Source organism: Anabaena sphaerica FACHB-251, from assembly GCF_014696825.1.
In the GTDB taxonomy this organism is placed as follows: Bacteria; Cyanobacteriota; Cyanobacteriia; order Cyanobacteriales; family Nostocaceae; genus RDYJ01.
In genome coordinates this window covers 26183-51967 of sequence record NZ_JACJQU010000009.1, presented here as the reverse complement: position 1 = coordinate 51967, position 25785 = coordinate 26183, and the positions used below count along the sequence as shown (strand labels likewise).

General features: G+C 38.4%; 22 protein-coding genes, 1 tRNA gene and 2 pseudogenes. 16 read left to right on the top strand and 9 right to left on the bottom strand.

The genetic code is table 11. The features are described 5' to 3' along the window. Positions 1–88 precede the first annotated feature (88 nt). From H6G06_RS15870 to H6G06_RS15840, 7 genes are all read left to right on the top strand, one after another. Positions 89–823: an HAD family hydrolase gene (locus H6G06_RS15870; RefSeq protein ID WP_190561779.1), complete on the top strand. Its 735-nt coding sequence runs from the start codon at positions 89–91 to the stop codon at positions 821–823. A 385-nt stretch (positions 824–1208) separates the two neighbouring features. Continuing rightward, the gene (locus tag H6G06_RS15865; protein WP_190561777.1) at positions 1209–1460 is read left to right on the top strand and encodes a hypothetical protein; all 252 of its coding nucleotides are present in this window, start codon (positions 1209–1211) and stop codon (positions 1458–1460) included. 362 nt (positions 1461–1822) lie between these two features. Beyond that, complete coding sequence (locus H6G06_RS15860; protein ID WP_190561775.1) at positions 1823–2545, top strand: Uma2 family endonuclease; 723 nt, start codon at positions 1823–1825, stop codon at positions 2543–2545. A 150-nt stretch (positions 2546–2695) separates the two neighbouring features. Further along, positions 2696–4099, top strand: coding sequence for a 3-isopropylmalate dehydratase large subunit (gene leuC, locus H6G06_RS15855; protein ID WP_190561773.1), 1404 nt, complete (start codon positions 2696–2698; stop codon positions 4097–4099). 191 nt (positions 4100–4290) lie between these two features. Then, positions 4291–4899, top strand: a complete 609-nt coding sequence (gene leuD / locus H6G06_RS15850) for a 3-isopropylmalate dehydratase small subunit (RefSeq protein WP_190561771.1) — start codon at positions 4291–4293, stop codon at positions 4897–4899. A gap of 70 nt (positions 4900–4969) precedes the next feature. Then, a complete protein-coding gene (locus H6G06_RS15845; RefSeq protein ID WP_242039712.1) occupies positions 4970–5422 on the top strand; it encodes an EVE domain-containing protein in 453 nt (150 codons plus the stop codon). 464 nt (positions 5423–5886) lie between these two features. Then, the gene (locus H6G06_RS15840) at positions 5887–6120 is read left to right on the top strand and encodes a DUF3134 domain-containing protein (protein ID WP_190561768.1); all 234 of its coding nucleotides are present in this window, start codon (positions 5887–5889) and stop codon (positions 6118–6120) included. Positions 6121–6613: 493 nt separating this feature from the next. Here H6G06_RS15840 and H6G06_RS15835 read toward each other — a convergent pair whose 3' ends face one another. After that, positions 6614–8038 carry a lysophospholipid acyltransferase family protein gene (locus tag H6G06_RS15835; protein ID WP_190561766.1) on the bottom strand — a complete coding sequence of 475 codons (1425 nt, stop codon included), beginning with the start codon at positions 8036–8038 and terminating at the stop codon, positions 6614–6616. A gap of 129 nt (positions 8039–8167) precedes the next feature. Here H6G06_RS15835 and H6G06_RS15830 point away from each other — a divergent pair, with 129 nt between their 5' ends. Beyond that, entirely contained in the window at positions 8168–8800 is a 633-nt protein-coding gene (locus H6G06_RS15830; protein WP_190561764.1) for a DUF938 domain-containing protein, read from the top strand. Here H6G06_RS15830 and H6G06_RS15825 read toward each other — a convergent pair. Beyond that, a tRNA-Ala gene (locus H6G06_RS15825) sits at positions 8801–8873 on the bottom strand. A gap of 119 nt (positions 8874–8992) precedes the next feature. On the opposite strand from H6G06_RS15825, the gene trhO reads away from it, so the two are divergent. Further along, a complete protein-coding gene (trhO, locus tag H6G06_RS15820) occupies positions 8993–9892 on the top strand; it encodes an oxygen-dependent tRNA uridine(34) hydroxylase TrhO (RefSeq protein ID WP_190561762.1) in 900 nt (299 codons plus the stop codon). 244 nt (positions 9893–10136) lie between these two features. Here trhO and H6G06_RS15815 read toward each other — a convergent pair whose 3' ends face one another. Next, a complete protein-coding gene (locus tag H6G06_RS15815; RefSeq protein ID WP_190561760.1) occupies positions 10137–10823 on the bottom strand; it encodes a Crp/Fnr family transcriptional regulator in 687 nt (228 codons plus the stop codon). 81 nt (positions 10824–10904) lie between these two features. Further along, complete coding sequence (locus tag H6G06_RS15810; protein WP_190561758.1) at positions 10905–12035, bottom strand: hypothetical protein; 1131 nt, start codon at positions 12033–12035, stop codon at positions 10905–10907. A 224-nt stretch (positions 12036–12259) separates the two neighbouring features. Between H6G06_RS15810 and hcp the strand changes: the two genes are divergently transcribed. Beyond that, positions 12260–13894 (top strand): hydroxylamine reductase, encoded by a 1635-nt coding sequence (gene hcp / locus H6G06_RS15805; RefSeq protein WP_190561756.1) that lies wholly within the window; start codon positions 12260–12262, stop codon positions 13892–13894. 107 nt (positions 13895–14001) lie between these two features. Here the strand turns inward: hcp and H6G06_RS15800 are convergent, their stop codons facing one another. The 4 genes from H6G06_RS15800 to H6G06_RS15785 form a co-directional block, all read right to left on the bottom strand. Continuing rightward, complete coding sequence (locus tag H6G06_RS15800) at positions 14002–14268, bottom strand: NIL domain-containing protein (protein WP_190561754.1); 267 nt, start codon at positions 14266–14268, stop codon at positions 14002–14004. Positions 14269–14342: 74 nt separating this feature from the next. Next, a complete protein-coding gene (gene cysW / locus H6G06_RS15795) occupies positions 14343–15182 on the bottom strand; it encodes a sulfate ABC transporter permease subunit CysW (RefSeq protein ID WP_190561752.1) in 840 nt (279 codons plus the stop codon). Further along, positions 15169–16038, bottom strand: coding sequence for a sulfate ABC transporter permease subunit CysT (gene cysT / locus H6G06_RS15790; RefSeq protein WP_190561750.1), 870 nt, complete (start codon positions 16036–16038; stop codon positions 15169–15171). The genes cysW and cysT overlap by 14 nt, the downstream gene beginning before the upstream one ends. A 68-nt stretch (positions 16039–16106) precedes the next feature. After that, positions 16107–17183 (bottom strand): sulfate ABC transporter substrate-binding protein, encoded by a 1077-nt coding sequence (locus H6G06_RS15785; protein WP_190561748.1) that lies wholly within the window; start codon positions 17181–17183, stop codon positions 16107–16109. A gap of 330 nt (positions 17184–17513) precedes the next feature. On the opposite strand from H6G06_RS15785, the gene H6G06_RS15780 reads away from it, so the two are divergent. The 5 genes and pseudogenes from H6G06_RS15780 (at position 17514) to H6G06_RS15760 (ending at position 23873) form a co-directional block, all read left to right on the top strand. Then, complete coding sequence (locus H6G06_RS15780) at positions 17514–18593, top strand: sulfate ABC transporter substrate-binding protein (protein WP_190561746.1); 1080 nt, start codon at positions 17514–17516, stop codon at positions 18591–18593. Positions 18594–18681: 88 nt separating this feature from the next. Continuing rightward, on the top strand, positions 18682–19845 hold the full coding sequence (locus H6G06_RS15775) for a GuaB3 family IMP dehydrogenase-related protein (protein WP_190561744.1): 1164 nt from the start codon (positions 18682–18684) through the stop codon (positions 19843–19845). Between the two features lie 321 nt (positions 19846–20166). Beyond that, positions 20167–20511 (top strand): annotated as a pseudogene (trxA, locus tag H6G06_RS15770) (thioredoxin); the annotation flags it as partial. 561 nt (positions 20512–21072) lie between these two features. Then, positions 21073–22143, top strand: a complete 1071-nt coding sequence (locus H6G06_RS15765) for an LOG family protein (protein WP_190561997.1) — start codon at positions 21073–21075, stop codon at positions 22141–22143. Between the two features lie 407 nt (positions 22144–22550). Beyond that, positions 22551–23873, top strand: a complete 1323-nt coding sequence (locus H6G06_RS15760) for a D-alanyl-D-alanine carboxypeptidase (RefSeq protein WP_190561740.1) — start codon at positions 22551–22553, stop codon at positions 23871–23873. Between the two features lie 656 nt (positions 23874–24529). Here H6G06_RS15760 and H6G06_RS28140 read toward each other — a convergent pair. Next, positions 24530–24649, bottom strand: a pseudogene (locus H6G06_RS28140) (DUF7219 family protein); the annotation flags it as partial. A gap of 305 nt (positions 24650–24954) precedes the next feature. Between H6G06_RS28140 and modA the strand changes: the two are divergent. Next, positions 24955–25782, top strand: coding sequence for a molybdate ABC transporter substrate-binding protein (gene modA, locus H6G06_RS15755; RefSeq protein WP_199306747.1), 828 nt, complete (start codon positions 24955–24957; stop codon positions 25780–25782). The last annotated feature ends 3 nt before the right edge of the window (positions 25783–25785 follow it).

Below are 25785 nucleotides of genomic sequence, written 5' to 3'. Positions count from 1 at the left end.
TTGTAATTATCTACAACGAAGTATTTGATCAAGAGGGATTTTCCCTCTTTTTTTATATTCAAATTTGATATTAGTGGGGTGTAATCTGTTGGCGACTATTCAATGTAGAAACATGACGTTTTCTAATATTCAGGCGATTTTATTTGACAAAAATGGTACATTAGAAGACTCAGAAGCCTATTTGCGATCGCTCGGACAAAAAGGAGCGCGGATGATAGACGCGCAAATCCCCGGTATTGGCGAACCATTATTAATGGCTTTTGGCATAGAGGGCGATCGCCTAGATCCAGCGGGTTTAATAGCCGTAGCTAGTCGCAGAGAAACAGAAGTAGCCGCAGCCGCCTATATAGCCGAAACAGGTAGAGGATGGTTTGAGTCCTTAAAAATTGCCCGTCAGGCTTTAGCAGAAGCTGAACAATACCTTGGTAAAACTCCCTCACCTCTGTTCCCTGGTAGCTTAGAGGTTTTAAAATTACTATCATCAGCAGGATTAAAACTGGGTATCCTTTCAGCCGCATCAACTGGGGATGTGCAGAAATTTGTTATCACTCATCAGTTAAGGGATTACCTACAACTAGAAATGGGAGTTGATGAAGGTCCTAGTAAACCAGATCCTATTTTATTCTCACAAGCTTGTCAAGCTTTAGGTGTACAACCGGGAGCTACTTTGATGGTAGGTGATTCTGTTGGCGATATGCAAATGGCACGAGATGGAAAAGCCGCAGGTTGTATTGGTATTACTTGGATTGGTAATTTAGGAAATGTTCAAGGTGCGGATGTGGTGATTAATCAACTTGATGAAATTCAGATTTTAGAAGCATAAAAAAGACTCAGACTATTTTTCCTATCAACTCCGGTTAATTTCACCGGGGTTTTTATCACCTAATCACCACAGGTTAAACTGAAACGTGAGTTACACATTTTCAGAAACCCGACGCAGAAAGGTTATGATAGTGAGGATATTATAGGGGAAGATGGGATAGTTTCACCTTGGGAATTTCCAGATTTGCAAATTCGTTTATTTGATATTTTACCCCATGTTTAAATCTGACAAATTTCTGAAAAGTGCGAATATAATTCACCACTACACCAGTAAATTCAACCTTCATAGACTAACGGTAGTTTAATACCAAATTGATATGAAGTTGCATAGAATAAGATATCAAGAATAATTGACCGCAGATAAACGCAGATAAACACAGATAAAGATGGACAAGTCTATTAGATCTCTCCGGAAATATGGTAGAGACGTTCCGCCGGAACGTCTCTACAAGGGTTTCAAACCACGCACATTTAATTACCGGAGAGATTATGTTCCAGAAATTCAAAGCCTGAAAAACGAAGCTTTAAAATTAGAGCAGCGACTTTCTGATTTAGTCAACCAAGCTTATCAATTGACACCCGAAGAAATTGATTTAATGTGGAGAACAGCACCACCAAGAATGCCGATTTTTAGATAGTTTTAAAAATTCAAAATCCGCGTTCATCTGCCTTCATCTGCGTTTAGTTATTTTAATTGTCTGAATCAGGATATCCAGAATTAGAGGATTTACAGGATGTGTTTTTGATGAGTTAATTGTTTTGATGCTTTGATTTTTTTAATTGTCTTAATTAGTTTTTAATATAAATTTTAAAAAATACATAATTCAGATATCTTTAAATTTAGTCAAGTCAGTTGAAGATTAACATAATCTTATGATTAAAAACTGTTTAAATTTTGGGTATTCATCCTGAAGATCCTTAAATTCTGGACATCCTGATTCAGATAAATACAAATAAATGCTATAATCAATAAATTACAACTTGATGCTATATCAAAATTATGATCATTGCACAAGAACGAGAATTACAGGAAAACATCTCCGAAGATGTGATTTTTCCCCCTGGTGATTTATATAGTGATGAACCTCCCGTGGAAACAGAACTGCATCTAGAGCAAATTATGCTCTTAATTAAATGTCTTAAATGGTTGTGGAAAGATAGAAATGATTTCTATGCTACTGGAAACATGAGCATTTACTATAGTCCTAACCAGAAAAAATCAGAATATTTTCGTGGTCCAGATTTCTTTGTTGTTTTGGAAACTGAACGCAAAACCCGTAAAAGTTGGGTAGTTTGGAATGAAGATGGTAAATATCCTAATATGATTGTAGAAATTCTCTCACCAAGTACAGCAAATACAGATAGAGAATTTAAAAAACAACTTTATCAAAATACATTCCGCACTCCTGATTATTTTTGGTTTGATCCTTACACTTTAGAATTTGCAGGTTTTCATTTATTAGATGGAAAATATCAACCATTAGAAGCAAATGAAAAAGGACATTTGTGGAGTCAACAGTTAGAGTTATATTTGGGTATTCATGATTGTTTATTGCGGTATTTTACACCAGAAGGAATTTTAGTTCCTACTCCTGAGGAAAGCGCAGAACAAGAAGCTAAAAGAGCAGAACAAGAAGCAGAAGCAAGAAAAGCAGAAGCTGAAAAATCAGCACGGTTAGCGGCAAAATTGAGAGAATTAAATATTGACCCAGAGACAATTTAAAATGTGTATAGATACCCGACTTTTTTAATAAGTTGGATATCTGAGTATTCGGGAAAAAGCATACTCAATTATATTCCTATCGATTTACCGATAACATTATCGCTTTTCTGATATAATCATAAATTCGACTCCTTTAACATAGATTGACGTATGAGCAAGGGAACTCTGTTTGACAAAGTTTGGGATATACACACCGTTGGTACACTTCCATCAGGACTAACGCAACTATTTATTGGACTACATCTTATTCATGAAGTTACCAGTCCCCAAGCCTTTGCTATGCTCAAAGAAAGGGGTTTAAAAGTTTTATTTCCACAACGGACTGTGGCCACAGTTGATCATATCGTTCCCACAGAAAACCAAGCCCGTCCCTTTATGGATAGCATGGCGGAAGAAATGATTCAAGCATTAGAAAAGAGTTGTCAAGAGAATGACATAACTTTTTACAATATTGGCTCAGGAAATCAAGGGATAGTTCACGTCATCGCCCCCGAATTGGGGCTAACGCAACCGGGAATGACCATAGCTTGTGGAGATAGCCACACATCAAGTCATGGTGCATTTGGAGCGATCGCATTTGGTATTGGTACAAGCCAAGTCCGCGACGTTCTTGCCTCCCAAACCCTATCATTATCTAAACTCAAAGTCCGCAAAATCGAAGTTAACGGTAACTTAAAACCTGGAGTTTACGCCAAAGACGTAATTTTGCATATTATCCGTACCCTCGGCGTAAAAGGTGGCGTAGGCTACGCTTACGAATTTGCCGGAACCACCTTTGCACAGATGAACATGGAAGAACGGATGACCGTTTGTAACATGGCCATAGAAGGTGGTGCAAGATGCGGTTACGTCAATCCCGACAATATCACTTACGACTACCTCAAAAATAGAGACTTCGCCCCCAAAGGTACAGACTGGGACAAAGCCCTTGCTTGGTGGGAATCTCTGCGTAGTGATGCCGAAGCAGAATATGATGATGTAGTAGTATTTAATGCCGAAGATATTCCCCCCACCGTGACTTGGGGAATAACCCCCGGTCAAGGAATTGGCGTAGATGAAAAAGTCCCCACAGCTGAAGAACTTCTAGAAGAAGACCGCTTCATTGCTGAAGAAGCATATCGCTACATGGATTTATACCCAGGTCAACCGATTCAAGGGACAAAAATTGACGTTTGCTTCATAGGTAGCTGCACCAACGGACGCATCAGCGACTTAAGAGAAGCCGCCAAAATTGCCCAAGGACGCAAAGTTGCAGAGGGTGTGAAAGCCTTCGTCGTTCCCGGTTCCGAAAGAGTCAAACAAGAAGCCGAAGCCGAAGGACTAGATAAAATCTTCCAAGCTGCTGGCTTTGAATGGAGAGAACCAGGGTGTTCCATGTGTTTAGCCATGAACCCCGACAAACTGCAAGGAAGACAAATTAGCGCCTCCTCCTCCAACCGCAACTTTAAAGGAAGACAAGGTTCCGCTTCCGGTCGTACCTTACTCATGAGTCCCGCAATGGTAGCAACTGCTGCTATTAAAGGTGAAGTCGCTGACGTGCGAGAAATGTTGTAGACCCATATTCAGGTAAAAAACCACATCTTTTTTATTTCACGCAGAGGCGCAGAGGCGCAGAGAGGAATTAAAAGTTTGGTTTAAATACATGAAGTCTACAGTTAAAATCCTCTTAAACTCTTTCCTTCGTGTCCTACCCTTCGGGAAGACACCCTTCGGTTGTCTACGTGCCTTCGTGGTTCATTAATCTTATGGTAAGTGAAGTAAAACAAATATCCAGTACCGCCGTTCCCCTCATCGGTAACGACATCGACACAGATCGCATTATACCCGCCCGCTACTTAAAAGCCATCACCTTTGACGACTTAGGAGAAGGGGTATTTATCGACGACAGAAAAGGCTTAAACGGTCAACATCCCTTCGACCTACCTCAATATCAAGGAGCGAAAATATTAATAGCTAACCGCAACTTTGGCTGTGGTTCATCAAGAGAACACGCACCCCAAGCATTAGCAAAATGGGGTATAAAAGCCCTTATTGGTGAAAGCTTTGCGGAAATCTTTTTTGGTAACTGCGTTGCCATGGGTATACCTTGTGTAACAGCAGAATCTAGCATAATTAAGCAACTGCAAGAATTAGTCACTGCTAATCCCCAAGCAGTCATTACCATAGATGTGGAAAATTTGCAAGTGCAAACCAGCGGTTTTACTGTTCCAGTAGTGATGAGTGAAGGAACGAGAACCGCTTTTGTTTCTGGTACTTGGGACGCTTGCGGACAGTTGGTAGCAAATGCAGCACAGGTAAGAGCGATCGCAGCGAAATTACCTTACATCGGCTGGGGTAAATCAGTCGCGAGTTAGGATGATCCCCCCTTCAAAAGGGGGGCTAAAATTGTCTCTACAATTATGGAATTAAATGTTTAGAATTTAAATGAATGCAATTAATTATTGGTTAATGAAGTCAGAACCGGCAGTTTATAGTATTACTGACTTACAACAGCAAGGTGAGACAATTTGGGACGGTGTGCGTAATTATCAAGCGCGTAATTTCTTGAAACAAATGCAAATAGGAGACTTTGCTTTTTTCTATCATTCTAATGCTGAACCTCCTGGTATTTTTGGTTTAATGCGAATAGTTGAAATAGGTATCGCTGATCCTACACAATTTGACGCAAATAGTAAATATTATGATCCTAAATCTACTCCAGAATCTCCCCGTTGGCAAACAGTTAAAGTAGAATTTGTCAAGGAATTTTCTCAGCCTATTTCCTTATCTACACTCAAAGAAAAATTTAGCGAAGATGAATTATTAGTGGTTAAAAAAGGAAATCGCTTATCAGTAATACCTGTTTCGGAATCAGTAGCGAAAAAATTATGGACATGAATTGAATGATTATGTACGGAGTATATTCATTACTTATACACTATGAAATAAATTATGAACTATCTTAAAAGTAGTATTTTTTGTCAAGATAGATTAGACTGAAAATAGAACTAAGTTGTCATTGTTTTAAACTCACAACTTCTATTCACAAAGGAACCTCAACTACCCAGGACTTACGCAAAACAGAACGAAAGTAGGGGTAATTCATGAATTACCCCTACGCAAGAATCAGGTTTTGAGTTCAATCTTGCGTAAGTGCTACTACCAACTTATTTGACAATAGATTACATTCAAAGGCATACAGCCAAAAGTTTCAAGCAATATATAAAGAGCAAGCATTAATGGTGTTGTAGTAAATATAACCTGAAGATGCCAGTTTAGGAACTTTGTCAGAACTGAAGAAAATTTTTCTGGCAAGCTTTTGAGTTAATCTAGTTTTTTCCCTATTCAAAGAGAATTTTCTTATGCTTAACGGACCCTTGCATGAACAACCTCGTAACCAACGAGCCACTGTAATTCGTACAAGTAATGAATTTGTACTGCTGGAATGGCTAAAGTCAACTGGACGCTTAATAGCACGTGAACCTGTAGAGTCTGACCACCTCAAGGAAGTAGAAGAAATCTCAGAGATTATAGATCTCGATGATCTCACCTATGATAATGATGATGATGACTCAGATTTGGATTTAGAAGATTAGTCTAACTAGGCAGAAAGCACGAGGCAGGATGTAATCTTTTAACTGTCTGGTGTTTTCTGCGAACATAATAAATTTTACTGAATTTGCTGTTATTTAAGTATGCTATATTTAGAGCGATCGCACTCTGCACGTTATAGAAATTCCATTGAATCTTTCCTTAGCTTGAAACAGAATTCTACACAGTTTGTTCCTGTTCTATAGCAGTAAGATTTATTACTAGCTTGTAATTAAGGGCGTGATACCAAATTGATATGAAGTTGCATAGAATAAGATATCAAGAATAATTGACCGCAGATAAACGCGGATGAACACAGATAAAGACGGATAAAGACGGATAGTTCAATTGATGTCATCATTCTGTGCAGCCTCAAATAAAACTGAAAAATTTACTGTTCCAGATGATTTTGATACTCCTTTACTTGAAGATATTTGGAATAGTTTCGAGGGTAAATGAAACTATTACAAAAACCTTCTCTGCGTCTAGAGCGTGAAACTAATCCTTAATCAACTCCTCCAACGCCACCTGCAAATCTTTCGTTAAATCACTCACACCCTGTCTAGAAGCCTGTTTATTACCCTGAGAAGCTTTCCATCTTTCACTCACAGAAATCGGTTCACCAACAATAATCATTGACTGTTTTAAACCTAAACGTGGTCTTCCTGGTAAAGTAGATTCTTGAATGCGAGACAGCATATCAAACATTAATAAAGTCGTTTCAGCAAATCTATCAGCCGTCGGTTTTTCTAGTATATAATTAGCAGTAACCGCCACAAAACTTTCTGCTATTCTCATGTGTTGCATTTTCAAATCTGCTTCTTCAGCTACCCAGTCAGCAAGACCACGTTTCAAAGGTGGTAAACTCTTGATATCGGCTATATCATCACGATAAATATAATTCCAACCCGCTTCTTCTAAACGCCGACATCTATCAATAAAATTACCTTGGGGCTGCACATTAAAATATTGTTCTGTAATTTGTAACGCCGTATCCATCAAACGGTGTAATCTAGTAATTAACACATCGTTGGGTTTAGCTGTATCCTCAGAAGTAATTGCTGTAGTTATTTCTGGTAAGTTTTGATGATAGAAACGGCGGTAAAATTCTTCCATTTCCGAAATCAAATATTCAGCTAAATGTAAAATTCGCTGATATAAAATTTCTTCCTGCTTTTTACCTGTGAGACTAATTTCCGCAACTGGTAAACCGCTATCAGCTTCTAATTTAGATAACAGCCAATCTATTTTTTTCCAAGGTGGGTTAACATAACTATATTTAATGGCAATCGGGATAATAAAAACAGTTTCTTCACGGTTGGCTTTTTGTAAATCTTCCACACACCAAAAACCCAACTGTGCTACACCTGGTTCTAAAGGACTAACAACACCACTGTGACCATTTGTACCACCTTCCGGGGCGATCGCGATCGGCATTTTCGCATTTGCAAATAAATCCCGTGCCATTTGAATCGCGTTTCTGTCTACTCGTCTTCCCCTGCGAATAGGTACACCCCCAGCACGAGAGAATAACCATCCTAACCATTTTCCTGCCCATAATGTCATCCCTCTTTCATACATGAAATGACTATGGACAGGAGATTGTAAAGAAATCCCTTTTTCCCGCGCTACCTTGGGAAGGATGCGGGATAAGAGATACAACATAGACATGGGATCTTCCACTTCTGGATGACGAAAAGCAATTAAAAAACGAATTTTTCCTGCTTGAAATTCCTGGTATAATTTAGCTAAAACTTCGGCATCTTTGGCTTCAATTTTCACAATACCAGCTGGTAGCCAAGGTCTAGTTCTCACTCGAAGGACGAAAGGGAGACACCAAGACATCATCTTGAGTACCAGGGGGTTAAAACGCTGGGGAATAAATTTTAGTGGTGGTTGGGTGGAATGAATTGATTTAGGCAAATTAATCTCCAGTTATTTGACAAAAGTTACGCGCAAAGACGTAAAGGAAGAAACAAATTAATTCATGATCTAGCCCCAAAATAATATTCTGAGGGTTAACCAACGGCAATTTACTGTTAGTTTAATTATATGAACACAAACCCAGATAAAAAACAATTTGCACCAGCAACACAACGCAACCGCGAAGCTATTTTAGAGGTACTTTTACAAGTATTACCCACAAACGGCACTATCTTAGAAATAGCCAGCGGAACAGGAGAACACGCGGTATTTTTTGCACCTCATCTAGCACCACGAAAATGGCTACCTTCTGATCCAAACCCTATGTTAAGGGAAAGTATTACAGCTTGGGCAGAAGAATTTAAAAGTGATCATCTTTACCCACCTTTAGATTTAGATGCTCAGTTACCAGTCTGGCCAGTGGAGAAAGACAAAGTTACAGACTCATCAATTATCGCCATAATTAACATTAACATGATTCATATTTCCCCTTGGTCAGCCTGTCTGGGACTGATGGCTGGGGCTGGACGGATTCTTCCCCCAGGTGGTATTCTTTATTTATATGGACCTTATAAACAAAATAGACAACACACCGCACCCAGTAACGCCGCTTTTGATGAGTCTTTACAGTCACAAAACCCAGCTTGGGGAGTGCGTAATTTAGAGGATGTGGTAGAAGCAGCAAAAGCCGAAAATCTGACACTGCAAAAGGTTTACCAAATGCCAGCAAATAACTTATCACTTATATTTAAACATAATTAATGGAGGTTAGCGGACTCGAACCGCTGACATCCTGCTTGCAAAGCAGGCGCTCTACCAACTGAGCTAAACCCCCGTTTTCAAGTCTAAATTCAAAAGTGAAAGGTTAAAATTAAAAAGTTTCTTTTTCTGAAAAAACAGGTTAATTTTAAACATTGAAAATATATTACCCTAATATTCTTTTGTTGTAAACAGATGAACCAAGAAAATATTGTAGTTGTAGCTGCTCTGTATAAATTTGTCAGTTTACCTGATTATATCGAACTGCAAGCACCGCTGTTGTCTTTTTGTCAGGAACAAGGCATCAAGGGAACGATTTTACTAGCACAGGAAGGGATTAACGGCACTATTGCTGGTTCTCGTCCAGCTATTGATGCGGTTTTGGCGTTTCTCCGTGGTGATACTCGGTTAGCAGATTTGGAAAATAAAGAATCTTACACAAATACACCACCTTTTGAAAAGATGAAGGTGCGGTTAAAACGAGAAATTGTCACATTGGGAATACCGGAAGTTGACCCAAATGAACAGGTGGGAAATTACGTCAGTCCACAAGAATGGAATGATTTGATTTCTGACCCGGAAGTGACGGTAATTGATACCCGCAATGATTATGAGGTAAGTATTGGTACTTTCAAAAGAGCAGAAAATCCCCAAACGCAAATTTTCCGAGAATTTCCTGAATACGTCAGTAAAAACCTAGACCCGAATCAACACAAAAAAGTTGCTTTATTTTGTACCGGTGGTATCCGTTGCGAAAAAGCCTCATCTTATATGCTGGCTCAAGGCTTTGAGGAAGTTTATCATCTCAAAGGCGGCATTCTCAAGTATTTAGAGGAAGTACCCAAGGAAGAAAGTTTGTGGGAAGGTGAATGTTTTGTATTTGATGAACGGGTTGCGGTGCGTCACGGTTTGGAGGAAGGTAGTTATGAGTTATGTTTCTGTTGTGGTCATCCCATTTCCGACGCAGATAAGTCTTCTCCTCAGTATGAAGAAGGTATTTCTTGTCCTTACTGTTTTGATAGTTTAACCGCTGAGAAAAGAGCGCGACAGCAGGAGAAATGGAAACAGTACAGGTTACAGAATTCAAAAGTATAAAAAATACAGATCCCCGACTTCAGAAGTCGGGGATCTTTATCCTTCAAATATAAGTTTTTCAAATCTCCATTTTTCCAAAATTGTACAACTACTTTTTTTTCTCAATAATCAGTCTCTATTCTCAATACTCTTGATAATATTCTCAATAATTTTACGAAAATAGGTTTTTTCAGCCATTGATATTGACATACTCCTTTTTTGTGGTATGATTTATGTAAAATCCAAGGGTGTTTTATATCAAGCTTCAGTTACTCCTGGGTGTAAGTATTTCATCAGATAATGTAATTTTTGTTCCGTTCACTTCAATTTTTCCTTCTTGACTTAATTTATAAAAAGCACGAGATAGGGTTTCGGGAACTGTACCTAATAAAGCAGCTAATTGTGTTTTGGGTAAGTCTAATTCTATCACATTAATATTATCATTGCGTTTGCTCAATTTTAACAAGTAATTGGTTAATCTTTCTGGTACTTCCTGAAAAGAAAGAGTATCAACCAAGTGGGTTAATTGTCGCAAATGTCGCGCAAATGTTCCCAGCATGGCTATTGCTAAAGTTGGATGTTGTTGCAAAACCATTAAAAATGCAGTTCTGGGAATAAACACAACTTCAGAAGTTTCTATTGCTGCTGCTGATGCGGGAAAGTTTCCACCATCAAAAGCGGGAACTTCTGCAAAATATTCTTCTATTCCAAAGATATGTAAAATCTGTTCTTTACCGTTATTTGCAACTTTAAAAACTTTTATTCTCCCAGATTTAACAATAAAAAATCCCGTTGCTTCGTCTCCTTCCCAAAAAAGAGTTTCGTTTTTTTTGTAGGTCTGAAGAATAGCAATATTAGCGACTGCTTGTAGTTGTTCGTCGATGATGTTTTCAAAGATGGGGGTTTTTTGGAGGAAGTTTTTAACTTGTAAAACTTTTTCGGTGACAGTCATAAAAATAATGTCTGAATCAGGATATCCAGGATTTAAGGATTTACAGGATGAAATAGGGATTTTGTCCAAAAATATTAATTATTATACCCAGAAATCTCTTATTCCTTCAATTCCATATTCACTAGCGTTTCCGATTTCATGATGTAATTCAAATGAGCAACATTCGCATTTCACACGAATAGGATAAGAAGTTTCACTATAAACCACATTATCTTGATCTACTTCATAATCTACACATTTATAAATGATTAGAGAATTAACACCACAGACTGGACATATACATATTTCAGAATCATAATTATAATCATTTTGAGAAACAATAAGAGCTTTATTTTCAATTAATGATTGAGATTGGAAATACGAAATATTATCATTATAAGCTGCTCTACCTAATTCTTTTAGAAAAGCAACTTTTTCTATATTATAATCTCCCCCTTCTTTAACTTCTTCAAAGTGATTAATAATCTCTGCTATTGGGTCTATTTTACAGTGTATTTCTTTGTGATTCCACAAATTTTTATGTCCACTATAGGTTTCATGTTTTGTTACTTCATCAACAAAAGGAAGAATATACCTCCCAATAAATTCGTCTAAAGCTGCATAATTAAGAATATATAAACCACGATGCCAAATTATATTTCTTAAATCATTTAATGTTTCCAACACTTCTCTATTTGCAAGTATAAATGATATTTTATTATAATAATCATCACTCGTATTCTCAATCAGAGATACCAGTGTTGTTAAAGATTCCGAAAAGGTAATTGTTTTTAAATCCTTTTCATCTTCAAAAGATAATGAATTTTTGTTGATTTTGTGTTTCAAAACTATATCTTTTTCATTGGATTTAGAAACTACAAATAGAGGATTTTCATTTCTTAAAAAATTCTTTAATACTAATTCAGCAAAATGATGAAAATGAATTATACACTCTGTGTATGCTTCACAATATTTTGATAAAACCAACACTCCTACAATATCGCCGTATGTTAAAAAATCTGGTAAATCTTTGTAACTATCATCAGTTATCAAATGAAATTGACCACCATAACAATGATACGTAGAAAAGTAAGCCTCTAGAGCAATTTTTAAAGAAAGAAATGCTAAATCAACACTTTTATCACTTGCTTTTTCAATATTAAAACCATTACTGGTTATCTTTTTGAGATTTTCTAGTTTAATTTTTTTGTTATTTCGAGATTGTTGATTCATAAAATATATTATTTACTGAGTATTTACTGTGAGTTTTCATATTTAATCTTATTCTTTAGTATAGTATATTACTTGTGTTTTTGTGTTATTTAAGTTTAGTTAACTTTTAATAACTGTGTACTGAAAAAAACTTTACCAAACTTTACCAAGATACTTGACTTAAATCAAGGATTTTCCCTATTGAAATGAATAAGCTGAAAGCATAGAGATGAGAGGAAAGACCTATGTTCTGTAACCAGTGTGAACAAACAACCCGTGGAGATGTCTGTCATCAGTGGGGTGCGTGTGGTAAAAGTCCTGAAGTTGCTGCTTTACAAGATTTATTGGTGCATTGTTTACGCGGACTTTCGCAAGTGGTATTACAAGCAAAATCTTTAAGTATTAATACTCGTGAGACAGATGAGTTTACCTGTGAGATGCTTTTTTCCACATTAACCAATGTGAATTTTACTACTTCTGATTTTATGGCTTTTGTGAATCGTGCGATCGCACTCCGCGAAAGTCTGAAGTTACAAATTCAAGCATTAGGTAAGAAAGTTATAGAATCAGCAATTAATAAATTTCAACCTGCCAGTAATTTACAGGCACAAATTCAACAAGGTAAAGATTTAGAATTTGAATTTATTAGTCAATCTTCTCAAAATGTAGATGTTTTCTCTCTCAAACTTACAGTATTGTATGGTTTAAAAGGTTTAGCTGCTTACGCTTTCCATGCCTTAGAATTAAATCAGCATGATGAAGGCTTATATACATTCTGTCACGAAGTTTTAGCTAATTTAGATGCTCAAGATAAAACTTTACAAGATTGGTTGAATTTAGCCTTAAAAGTTGGGGAAATGAACCTCAAAGCCATGCAGCTTTTAGACGCAGGAAATACAGAAACCTTTGGACATCCCACACCTACACCTGTAATTTTAGGACATACAACTGGTAAAGCAATTCTCGTTTCTGGACATGATTTATTAGCTTTAAAAGCTATCTTAGAAAAAACCGCAGGAACAGAAATTAAGGTTTACACTCACGGGGAATTATTACCAGCACATGGTTATCCGAAATTAAAACAACAATACCCCCATCTTTATGGTCATTATGGTACAGCATGGCAAAATCAAACCCATGAATTTGAAAAATTCCCTGGTGCGATCGCCATGACCACAAATTGTCTTGTACCTCCCCATGAATCTTACAAAAATAAGGTATTTACATTAGGTCCTGTAGGTTATCCTGGTTTACAACACGTTAGTATTAACGATGTTTCACAAATTATCAATAAAGCTTTAGAATTACCAGGTTTTAGCGATGAAGAAAATAAAGGAACAATAACTACAGGCTTTGCGAGAAATGCAGTTTTGAGTGTTGCAGATACAGTAATTAATGCTGTAAAATCAGGAGATATCCGTCACTTTTTCCTAATTGGTGGTTGTGATGGTGCAAAACCAGGAAGAAACTACTATAGTGATTTAGTAGAACAGATGCCTAATGATTGTGTCGTCTTAACATTAGGCTGTGGTAAGTTCCGGTTCTTTGATAAAAATATGGGTGATATTGGAGGAATTCCTCGGTTATTAGATGTGGGACAATGTAACGATGCTTATTCTGCAATTCAAATTGCGGTAGCTTTAGCAAATGCTTTTGAAGTAGGTGTGAATGAATTACCATTATCAATGGTCTTATCTTGGTATGAGCAGAAAGCGATCGCTGTTCTTCTCACATTACTACATCTGGGTATCCAAAACATTCGCATAGGTCCTACACTTCCAGCTTTCCTATCAGCTAATGTTGTCAAGTTGCTATCAGAAACCTATCATCTGCAACTCATCACCACACCAGAACAGGACTTAGCAGCTTGTCTTGGTTGAACCTTGAAAAAATTAACAATCAGATCCCCGACTTCTTTTTCAATCTTGTCAATAAATGATCAATTGATATTAGAAGTCGGGGATATTAGAAATGCAAATCTTGGATATTACCAAGTACCTATTCTCTTTTCATCCCAAACTTCCAACTTCAACTCTTGCAGATAATTTAACCCATTTTCAATTTGATTTTCATTCCCCTGTAAATCTAAATCAAACCAACCATCGCTGATAGCATCTTGACCTAAAAATGCAGCTTTGATATTCACAGTTAAACCGTACTCAGATACTAAGCGAGAAATCACAGGTTCTTGATGATAATCTTTAGTAATTCTCACTCGAATTCTCTGACTTGTCAAAATATTTTCATCATTCATAAAAACACCTGCCAAGTAATTTACAATCTTGAACCCATATTCATAATTGCAATTCTTTAACTACGAATTACGAATTATTCAACATCCTTAATACGGGTTTTTCGTTCTAAAATCTCCTTCAAAACCAAAGTAACAACTGCTAGGAGTGCTAATAATACCGCCGCAGAAAAAGCCGCTTCCGTTTCATATTGTTTATAGGCATCTTCCACAAACAAAGGCAAAGTTTGAGTTGTATTGGCAATATTACCAGAGACAACAGAAACAGCCCCAAATTCACCCATGGCTCTAGCATTTGTTAAAATCAAACCATAGAGTAAACCCCAACGAATACTAGGTAAAGTCACACGCCAAAAAGTCTGCCAATCATTTGCACCTAGAGTTTTAGCTGCTTCCTCTTGTTCCTTACCAAATTCTTCCAAAACAGGAATAACTTCCCTAGCTACAAAAGGCATACTCACAAATGCCGTAGCTAATAACATTCCCGGAAAACCAAAAATTATCTGAATATCATGGGCCTGTAACCAACCACCAAACCATCCCTGTCTACCATAGAGTAATACCAGCATTAAACCTGCAACAACTGGAGAGATAGAAAAAGGCAGGTCAATAATACTGATAACTATAGCACGACCAGGGAATTTATGCCGAGAAATCGCCCAAGCTGCACACAGACCAAATACAGTATTTATAGGTAATGCAATTAAAGCTAGTAATAGTGTTAGCCAAGCTGCATGGAGAAATTCTGGTCTAGTAAGGTTAGAAATAAAAGGATCAAATCCCTTTTTAAAGGCTTGAAAAAATACGTTGATAGTGGGAATATACTGCACTAAAGCTAAATAAGCGATCGCAATCCCAATCAAAACACCCGGAACCCAACTTTGCTTTTTCGGATTTTTTACCTTATCTGTTGTCATATCTTCTAGCCCAAGCTTGTAAGAAATTAATTGCTAATAACAGCACCAAGGAAATAACTAGTAAAACTACACCAATCACAGTTGCACCAGCATAGTCATATTGTTCTAATCTCTGGAAAATTAGTACAGGTGCAATTAAATCTTGAAAAGGTGTATTGGAAGCAATAATTACAGTTGAACCGTATTCCCCCACCGCACGGGAAAACCCCAAAGCTACACCTGTTAAAATTGTGGGAAATAAAGGTGGTAAAATCACTTTCACAAAAGTTTCCCACTGGGAAGCACCTAAACTCCAAGCTGCTTCTTCCACTTCCTTTTCCATCTCTTGCAACACAGGTTGAACAGTTCTAATCACAAATGGCAAAGATATAAATATCATCGCCACACCTACACCCAAACGAGTAAAAGATACTTTTATTCCCAAGGGTGCAAGTAAAGAACCAATCCAACCATTATCACTGTACACAGTCGCCAAAGTTAAACCTGCTACCGAAGTAGGCAAAGCAAACGGTAAATCTACTGTCGCATCAATGATGCGTTTGAAAGGGAAATCATACCGCACGAGAACCCAAGCAATCAAAGTACCAAATACACCATTGACAGCAGCAGCCATCACAGAAGTTACAAAAGTCACATTGTATGTTGCCAGTGCCATTTCACTGGTGGCAATTTCCCAAAACTTCGCGGGTGGTACTGTACTTGCTTTCAGGAACATTGCCACAATGGGCATAAACAACATGAAAGTTAAGTATAAAATTGTAATTCGCCAAGTCCAAGGTAGACGAATCACATTATCTAAAAACACCTTCCAAACAGCAGGTTTTTTCTCAGTTTCTAAACTCGTAGATACAGCCATAATTTGCAATTCAAAATTTCAGACAATTACCAATTACCAATTACCAATTACCAATCACCAATTACCTATTACCGCTTTTTAGCTTGAATTTGATCAAATAATGCCCCATCATTAAAAAACTTTTCCTGCATAGCATCCCATCCACCTAACTCTTGAACTGTAGCCAACGTTTTTACTGGGGGATATTTATCAGCAAATTCCTTAGTTTTTGCTACGTTTTCATCCACTGGACGAAAACCAACTTTTGCAAATTCTAGTTGTGCTTCAGGAGTAAATAGGTACTTAACAAACGCCTCAGCAACCTCCCTATTACCATGCTTATCAACATTCTTATCCACAACCGCAACAGGGTTATCAATAGAAATATTCACGTCAGGAATAACATAATTTACCTTCAACCCCTTTTCCTGTGCCAAGACAATTTCATTTTCATAGTTAATTAAAGCATCAGCTTGACCTTGTTTAAAAAAAGCATCTGTGGCTTCACGTGCATCCTTAGTTAAAATAGGAACATTATTATAAACCTTGGACACAAACTCTGTAGCTTTGACCTCATCACCACCAGTTTTAATTGCAGAGTTCCAAAGAGCCAGGAAATTCCAACGCGCTACCCCTGATGTTTTTGGATCGGCAGTAATTAATTTGACACCATCTTTATCTAAATCTGCCCAAGTTTTGATCCCTTTAGGATTACCTTCACGAGTTACTAATGCAGCTACAGACTTAGAAGCAACAGCATTATTAGGAATTTCTTTTTCCCATCCAGGCTGAATTAATCCCGCTTTTTCAATTTTTTCGGTGTCTAAAGCTAATGCTAAGTGAACAATATCCGCTTGCAAACCATCAATAACGGCGCGTGTTTGGGAACCTGAACCACCATAACTTTGCTTAAAAGTGACATTTTGCCCTTGTTCTTGCTTCCACTTTTTCACAAACTTAGGAATGATGGCTTTATAAGCATCTCTGGTAACAGCAAAAGATACCAAGGTTAAATCAATATTTTGTTTTTTACCACTAGTAGAACTACTCTCTCTTCCACCTGTACAAGCGGTAAGTGCCAAACTCAAGAATGCCCCTACCAAAAACAGGGATAAAAAGCTTTTCAGCGAATTTAGCCGCAGACGTTGATGCTGCCACAAACTCATTCTTTGTTCTCCTTTAAATCTGATTTAAATCTGAATCGAGAGTAAACTTCACTTTCACGATAGAGAATATGGGGATTCTAGCAGGTTCAGGGGACATTAGTTTTTTCCGACATCAAAAATATTACCGAAAGCAGAGTAAATACATAATCAAAAATTATCATTTGTTGTTCTGCCATCATTAATCAATGATACACACATTTGTCGATAGACAATTTGTATTTTATCTCTTGATTTTCGTGATTGCATCTGATACGCTCTGTTTTTGTAAGGATATTACAGCTTTCCTAGCAAGTTACCGTAGATTTCTTAAATACCCGCAGAAAACCTCCCATGACATACAACTCCGAAAAATTAGCGAAACTCCTGCCTGTAAAAACAGCATCAACCGTACTATTAGCAATCAGTGTCAGTGCAAATACGGTATTTCCTGTATTTGCAGGAACTGCACAAAATAAACAACTAATTAGTCAAAACACTAAAAAAGTAGAAATCACCTTGGTTTCTTACGCAGTAACTAAAGCTGCTTACAGTAAAATCATTCCTCAGTTTGTGTCCAAATGGAAACGAGAAAAAGGTCAGGATGTGATTATTCGGGAAAGTTATGGTGGTTCAGGTTCTCAAACCCGTGCTGTCATTGATGGCTTACAAGCAGATGTGGTAGCCTTAGCCCTGGCCTTGGATACCAAAAAAATCGAACAAGCAGGTTTAATTAATCCTGGTTGGGAAAAAGAAGCGCCTAATAACTCTATTATTACCCGTTCCGTTGTAGCTTTAGAAACCCGTCAAGGTAATCCTAAAGGGATCAAAACTTGGACTGATTTAACTAAACCGGGAGTAAAAATAGTCACAGCTAACCCCAAGACTTCTGGTGGTGCAAGGTGGAATTTTTTAGCTTTGTGGGGAGCCGTTGCTAAAAATGGTGGTAATGAAAACCAAGCCTTGAATTTTGTCCAACAAGTATTTCGCAATGTAGTGGTATTACCCAAGGATGCCAGAGAATCTAGTGATGCTTTTTACAAAAAAAATCAAGGAGATGTCCTACTTAACTACGAAAACGAAGTAATTTTAGCAGCACAACAGGGTAAAACAGATACTACTTACGTAGTGCCTTCCACGAATATTTCTATTGAAGGACCTGTGGCTGTGGTTGATAAAAATGTAGAAAAACGCGGTACTCGTGCAGTATCGGAAGCCTTCGTCAAGTTTTTGTTTACACCAGAAGCACAGCGTGAGTTTGCAAAAGTGGGTTTTCGTCCCGTTAACTCGACTGTAGCCAAAGAAGTACAGAGTAAATTTCCCAAAATTGCCCAACTTTATACAGTGGGTAGTTTAGGGGGTTGGGATAGTGTGCAGAAGAAGTTTTTTGATGACGGTGCTATTTTTGACAAAATCCAAGGCACAAGACGCTAAATAGGTCGAAACATAATTGAAAAAAATCCCTGCCAACATCCCCACAATTTGATACCCTAGCTTAAACAGATTTGAGAAAAGTGAAAGCGTGGAAATTCAACTTGGGCGGGGAAAAATGGCTCGACGAGCCTATGGCATTGATGAAATTGCTTTAGTACCCGGTAACAGAACACTCGATCCGAGTTTAGCGGATACCAGGTGGAAAATTGGTAATATTGAGCGAGAAATCCCCATTATTGCCAGCGCCATGGATGGTGTAGTCGATGTGGAAATGGCAGTGCGCTTGTCCCAGTTAGGGGCTTTAGGAGTTCTGAATTTAGAAGGTATCCAAACTCGCTATGCTGACCCAAACCCGATTTTAGATCGGATTGCCTCAGTCGGCAAAGATGAATTTGTGTCCCTGATGCAAGAACTCTATGCCGAACCAATAAAGCCCGAACTAATTGAAAAACGTATTCAGGAAATTAAACAACAAGGCGGTATTGCGGCGGTGAGTGCTACTCCAGTAGGCGCAAGCAAATATGGTGAAGTAGTAGCCAAAGCTGGAGCAGATTTATTTTTTATCCAAGCTACGGTAGTTTCTACAGACCACCTCTCACCAGAGTCCATCACCCCACTTGACTTGTCCCAATTTTGCCGTTCTATGCCCATACCTGTGGCATTAGGCAATTGCGTTACATATCAAGTCACCTTGGATTTAATGAAAGCAGGTGCAGCCGCAGTATTAGTGGGAATTGGACCTGGTGCTGCTTGTACCTCCCGTGGCGTATTAGGTGTAGGTGTACCTCAAGCAACAGCGATCGCAGATTGTGCCGCAGCCAGAGATGATTATTATCGGGAAACTGGTAAATATATTCCTGTCATTGCCGATGGTGGTTTAATCACAGGTGGAGACATCTGTAAATGTATCGCCTGTGGTGCTGATGGCGTAATGATTGGTTCCCCCTTCGCTAGAGCCGCAGAAGCACCAGGAAGGGGTTATCATTGGGGTATGGCAACTCCTAGCCCATTGCTGCCCCGTGGTACTCGGATTCGCGTTGGTACAACCGGTACTCTAGAACAAATACTCACAGGTCCAGCCGGACTAGATGATGGTACTCATAATCTTCTAGGAGCCTTAAAAACCAGTATGGGGACTTTAGGAGCCAAAAATATCAAAGAAATGCAGCAAGTTGAAGTTGTCATTGCTCCTTCCCTCTTAACTGAAGGCAAAGTTTACCAAAAAGCCCAACAACTGGGTATGGGTAAATAAAGGGGCTGGAGACTGGGGATATGGGGAGAATAATATATTTCCTGTCTACTGCCTACTGCCTCCTGCCTCCACACTGTCCAAACCAAAAAATTTTTTCCAGCACCCTAAATAATCACTGGAAAAATCACATCTGTCGCCTACAATAGAGATAGCGGAGACGAATGTTTCCGTTCACTCCTCACACCACACTCCGCCCGGACTACTGTTCGGGCGGTTCCTTATGTTTAGGCATAAAATCCGTAGCTTCTTTGCAAATGTACATCCTTGACTTCCAAGCTGATGTTTTTGCTATGGTAGAATTTTCACAAAACTCATAAATATAATAGGCAAAGGTTTTTAGGAATGTCAGCAGCCTCACAAGTTACAGATTCTAGTTTTAAGCAGGAAGTACTCGACAGCGACGTACCCGTTTTAGTTGATTTTTGGGCTCCTTGGTGCGGTCCTTGTCGCATGGTAGCTCCTGTCGTCGAGGAAATCGCCACTCAGTATGAAGGTCAACTCAAAGTTGTGAAAGTCAACACCGATGAAAATCCTCAAGTTGCCAGTCAGTATGGTATCCGCAGCATTCCCACACTAATGATTTTTAAAGATGGGCAAAAAGTAGATATGGTTGTCGGTGCTGTGCCTAAAACTACCTTATCTAACACTTTGGAAAAGTATCTTTGAACCTGAACTGGTTACAAATTTTATAAGAAACAAGGCTGAAAAACCTTGAAGTAGAGACTACTAGCTTGGTATATGGTTTCTACTGTCCTTGATAGCCAGGTTGTACGCAAAGCTTTTCCGTTGAATAAGCCAACTAAAGCGTTTACACCTTGTGCTATTTCAGGGTAATACTGCTTTACTCCCTGAAAGGGCGTGAAAAACCCGACTAGTGGAGACAAAAAAACAAAAAGTAAAGGCAACATTGAGATTAAATCTCAGTGGAGCTATTAGAGGTGCTTTGATTACACCCTTAAGAGTCCGTTTTTTGGATACTTAAGAGTCTCCGTACCTTTAGGTCAATGAGTTGTCTAGTTTTAGGTGAATATTTGTTAATTAGTTTCAGAGGCGCAAAGTTTGCGTCTCTAGAAAACTTTCTACACAAAAGTTCATAAGGGTATTACCTCCTGCCTCCTTAACCCATCTTCTGCTAAACTATACAAACGCCTTTAGGCAAAAAAGTATCCGCTTGCGGCAGTGTAGGTAGTTCACATAAAATATAATGCCATTGTTGTGGCAGTTCTCATGACCTTCAAAGAGTCGTTTGAAATACTAGAGTCTCTCCAAGCTGATATTGCTGAATTAATAGATCGTTTACCGACCTTAAAACATCGGCAATTTATCCAGCAGGCACTTGCTACCATAGTTCGTTTAGCTGATAGTGAAATTGAGCGTCTTGATTGGAAGATACTATCTGCAGCTTTAGCAGATATGGAAAGAGGCTTCCAACTCTTTTATGGCTACCGACACGTTCGCAAAGTTACTATCTTTGGTTCTGCTCGTTTAGCACCAGAAACCCCTGATTACCAAATGGCAGTTCAATTTGCTCGCGCTGTTTCTCAACTGGGATTCATGGTGATGACAGGCGGTGGTGGTGGTATTATGCAGGCTGGTCAAGAAGGTGCAGGAAAAGACAATTCTTTTGGTTTAAATATTCAGTTGCCTTTTGAGCAACAGGCTAACCCTTTTATTGATGGTGATCCTAAGCTTATTCACTTTAAATATTTCTTTACCCGCAAGCTGTTTCTTCTCAAAGAAAGCGATGCTGTAGCTTTGTTTCCGGGTGGCTTTGGCACTCAAGATGAAGCTTTTGAATGTATGACACTCAGCCAAACAGGTAAATTTGGACCTGTTCCTGTGGTTTTAATCGATCATCCAGGTGGTGATTATTGGCACTCTTGGAACCAGTATATAAATCAGCAATTGGTGTTAAAAGGTCTTGTTAATCCAGAAGATCCCAGTCTATACACGGTGACGGATAATCTGGAAGTTGCTTGCAATGCCATTACCCGTTTTTACCAAGTTTATCACTCTAGCCGCTATGTAAGTGATCAATTGGTGATTCGTCTTAGACACGAGTTATCAGATGCTCTGGTGGATCAATTGAATGCTGACTTTAGTGACATTATTGTCCAGGGCAGAATTGAGAAAAGTCAGGTATTACCTCAAGAAGGTCAAGATGAAACATCTGATTTGCCTCGTCTTGTTTTATACTTTAATCAACGAGATTTAGGGCGTTTGTATCAGATGATTGCAGTGATTAACCAGTTAGGTGTTCCTTCCCCAGAGGAAAAAGCCCATCCAGAAAGGAAGTAGGTGCTATAGCAATACTGCACTAGGTTTTGAGCCTGGAAGTTGTAAATTGGTTTGGAAATAAGGTTAAAGGATGAAGGAAAGGGTAAAGGTTTTTTCTTTCCCTTTCCCCGCTGATTAGCATCCATGAAAGTTGTTTGGAACTATATTTAGGCTATTGATTATTGAGTTTTCCTGGTGGCAAGCTTGAAAGATAGTAAGAAGTGGAATTGAAAGGCACAATATGCCAGCACGGCAAATAATTATTAACCCAAGTTGCTAGTTATCACCGTGATGGGGAGATGGAGAAATGAGGAGAATAAGCTCCTACCTTTTGCCTCTTGCCTCCTGATAGCGGCGCGTGGCATAAGCCATACTCCGGGAGCAACTTACGTTATTAGATATATGAACAAAGATAGAGGAATTTAAAGATGCTGGAATTATTAGGTTCAGGTTTGGTTTCACTTTGGCTCGATATGGCTGGGGTCAAAATCAAGCCTTTAAATGCTTTAGATTCATTGGCTTGGCAAAGTAGTCCTGGCTTTGTAATTGCCCCTGATCCAAACCCAGCAGGAGCTATGACAGTGCAGGAATATCTCAAGGAGTTGATGACTTCTAAGCTGGTGACGGAAAATCTGATCAAGCATCAGGGAATTTGGTTGCAGTCGGGTCCGATGTTGATGGCTAATCACCAAGGTACAATACCTCTACCCGCAGCATCTTTAACTAAGGTGGCAACTTCACTAGCAGCTTTTAAAATTTGGGGTCCAGACCATCAATTTGAAACTTTGGTTAGTGCTACAGGTCCAATTGTCAATGGGGTAGTGCAGGGTGATTTGGTGATTAGTGGTGGTGGTGATCCCATGTTTGTGGGAGAGGAAGCGATCGCTCTTGGTAATGCTCTCAACAAAATCGGCATCAAGCAGGTAAAGGGAAATTTAGTAATTATTGGCAATTTCGCCATGAATTTCCAAACTCAGCCCCTTTTAGCCGGTCAATTGCTTAAACAAGCACTAGATCACAAAACTTGGAATCGTTCTGTGATTTACCAATACTCAATCATGCCCAAGGGAACACCCAAGCCCCAAATTGTTATTGCTGGTACGGTTAAAGTCGCAGCACAGCCCAACCCTCAACAAACTTTACTGATCCGTCATCGCTCCCTACCGTTAAAGCAATTGATTAAGGAGATGAATGTTTACAGTAATAACGACATAGCCGAGATGTTAGCCCTGTCGGTTGGAGGAGCAAATGTAGTTAAATCTACCGCTGCTAACCTGGCTATGGTTCCACAGTCGGAAATTCAGTTAATTAATGGTTCCGGACTGGGACGAGAAAATCGTATTTCTCCCAGAGCCGTCTGTGCTATGTTCATGGCACTACAACGGCAAGCATCTGCCCATAATTTGACTTTAGCTGACTTGTTCCCTATGTCCGGCTTTGATCATCGAGGGACAATGCAGTTTAGACATATGCCATCTGCAACTGTGATGAAAACTGGAACTCTCAGTGATGTCAGTGCTTTAGCAGGAGTTGTACCCACACGCGATCGCGGTTTAGTTTGGTTTGCGATTATCAACCGTGGTTACAATGTGTCGAGTTTTCGGACTGAACAAGACAAACTTTTACAACATCTGGTCAAACAATTGCAAGTATCCGCTGGTGTTCCTACAGCCCTTACTCCCCACTCACCAAAAAATTCTTTACCACAATTAGGCTCACCCAGCCGCAATGAAATTTTGTATAGAGGTTAAAATCGTTAAAGTCCTTAGTTATTGGTGCTTTTATTGCTTGCAAGTCCCTTATAAGAAAATAGGCTGAAAACCCCGGTAGCGTAGCGTGGTGTTAGCCATAGTGAATTCCTAAAAACCAAAAAATTTTTAGGAATGAACGTCTTTTAAGTCGGGGATAAAAGCCGACTACGGGCTTTAGCCCTCAGTAAGTTTGTGATATAAATATAATAATTAACACCTACCTTCCGCACCCTAAACTGTCACACAACGAAAATTGGTCGTTTGGAGATTTGGGATTGGCGATTGCTATCTAAAACTTCTATATTTTTGTATAAAATAGAACTTTTAATGTGTCCAAAAATCCCAAATAACCGATTGTGACACTAGAGGGTGCGGAATGTGGGCTGTAAAGCTGAATTGCGTAAAAGACTAGACATAGACCTCACACCTCAAAATCAAAAATTTCTACCAAGCTGGTTGGTAAATTTGCTATACCAACTTAAAGACGATTTCATACTGATTCCTGTGATAAATAGTGCGGTATTTATCAATCAGAATTGACATAATAGTTATATTTAAACAATTAATTTAACCTCCGAAATATTCATCTAAATTGACATTTAAATTGCACGATTTAGCTAAATATTTAGACGCTTTTTATAAATTTTTAACTGCTTTCATAGCCTTTGTATTTGAGTGTAAGCATCCTCTGGAGAAAGCTTACCGTTAGCTTGTAAATTACAGATATAGGTTACTCTCTGGGAAAATTCCTGTAAATTGGCATTAAAAGTTATATACTCCGGTTTGAACTAACCGTAATATCTATTATGAGGATAAAGAAACTCATGTAAGGTAATTAAAAAATCTTTATCTGGTGCCATATTTATTATGGTTAGTTGCGTCAAAATGAGAAAGATAACAGTGGCAATATTGGGGCAAGTTGAACTTAACCAACTTGGTTGGTAAAAATACTTTATACCAACCCTAAAAGGAAGAATGTATTGTATAATACAATTTTGAGAATAGAGTTATGTAAATATTTACCAACTTACATGGTAAAAGTTTGGTAACATTGCCAATACTCTACTGAGTATCAATTATTATGAAAGAACAGTTCTCGAAAACCTTTTTGTCAGTGAAAAGAAGAAGGTTAATAATATCAATTGCTACAGCATTAACTACCATGCTCATAGCAATTGGTTTACCAACCCTAACTTCAGCCCCTGTAGTAGCGCAGTCCAATACCAACTTACTTGTATCTGCTGCTGCAAGTTTACAAGATGCTCTAGAAGAAATTAAGCCCCTGTACCAACAAACCAACCCCAACATCAAAATTACGTATAACTTTGGCAGTTCTGGTGCATTGCAGCAACAAATAGAACAAGGTGCGCCAGTAGATGTTTTTATATCGGCTGCAAAAAGACAAGTAGATGCTTTGGATCAAAAAAATCTTTTAGTTCCTGGTAGTCGTAGCATCATCGCTAAAAACCGCCTAGTTTTGGTTGTACCCAATAATATTTCTGGTATTAGTAGCTTCTACAATCTCAAAGATGCAAAAGTTAAAAAGATTGCTATTGGTGAACCTAGAAGCGTACCCGCAGGGCAATATGCACAACAAGTTCTGGAAAAATTAAAACTTTGGGAACAGATAAAATCAAAACTGGTTTATGCTAATAATGTGCGTCAAGTTCTAGCATCTGTAGAAAGTGGAAATGCAGATGCAGGTTTAGTTTATGTGACTGATGCTAAAATTTCTAATCAAGTTAAAGTTGTAGTCGCAGCTGACGAAAAATATCACTCTGCGATTATTTATCCGTTAGCAATACTCAAACGCAGTAAAAGCGTTGATGCAGCTAAGAATTTTTCCCAATTTTTATCTAGCGATAAAGCTAAGGCTGTATTCAAAAAATATGGGTTTATCCTGCCTTAGTTA